The following is an 841-nucleotide window of genomic DNA, read 5'->3' as shown; positions in this document are numbered from 1 at the left end:
AGGCGGTGTGCAGGAGCCGGCCACGCCGGAACGGCCCGACATCGCGACCCCGCTGATCGCGTGGTTCCGGCAGCAGGCGCGGGACCTGCCGTGGCGCCGCCCCGGCTTCCCCGCGTGGGGGACGCTCGTCAGCGAGATCATGCTGCAGCAGACGCAGGTCGCGCGCGTGGTCCCCCGACTGAAGGCGTGGCTCACCCGGTGGCCGACGCCTCGCGACCTCGCGGACTCGCCCCCGTCCGAGGCGGTGCGTGCCTGGGACCGGCTCGGCTACCCGAGACGCGCGCTCGCGCTGCACGCGGCGGCGACCGCCATCGCGACTGACCACGGCAACGTCGTGCCGCGCGACGTCGACGCGCTGCTCGCCCTGCCGGGCATCGGCGACTACACCGCCCGTGCCGTCGCGGTCTTCGCGTACGGCGACCGGCACCCGGTGGTGGACGTCAACGTGCGCCGTGTGCTCGCACGTGCGGTCCTCGGCCAGGGCGAACCCGGGCCGGCGAAGGCGAAGCAGGACCTCCCGCTGATGGAGTCGGTGCTGCCGGCGGACCGCGACGACGCAGCTGCCACGAACGCCGCCGTGATGGAGCTCGGCGCGCTCGTGTGCGTGTCCCGCTCCCCCGCGTGCGATGCGTGCCCGATCGCGGACCGCTGCGCGTGGCGTGCGGCCGGGTACCCGGAGCACGACGGGCCGCGGGCTCCGCGGCAGGGGAAGTTCGCCGGCAGTGACCGCCAGGTGCGCGGCCTGATCATGGCCGAGCTGCGCGCCAGCGACGTGCCGGTCACCCGGTCCGAGATCGAACCGGTGTGGCCGGACGCCGACCAGCGGGACCGGGCGCTCGCG

1 protein-coding gene is annotated in these 841 nt (G+C 75.7%); it reads left to right on the top strand.

Going from position 1 to position 841, the window contains the following annotated elements; genetic code table 11:
• Positions 1-52 precede the first annotated feature (52 nt).
• A partial coding sequence (locus BIU91_RS15070) for an A/G-specific adenine glycosylase (protein WP_253183778.1) occupies positions 53-841 on the top strand: 789 nt, incomplete at its 3' end.

This window comes from Curtobacterium sp. MMLR14_002 (assembly GCF_001864975.1).
Taxonomy (GTDB): Bacteria; Actinomycetota; Actinomycetes; order Actinomycetales; family Microbacteriaceae; genus Curtobacterium; species Curtobacterium flaccumfaciens.
Note: the sequence above shows the minus strand (reverse complement) of the source record. Positions and strands in the feature narration are given on the sequence as shown.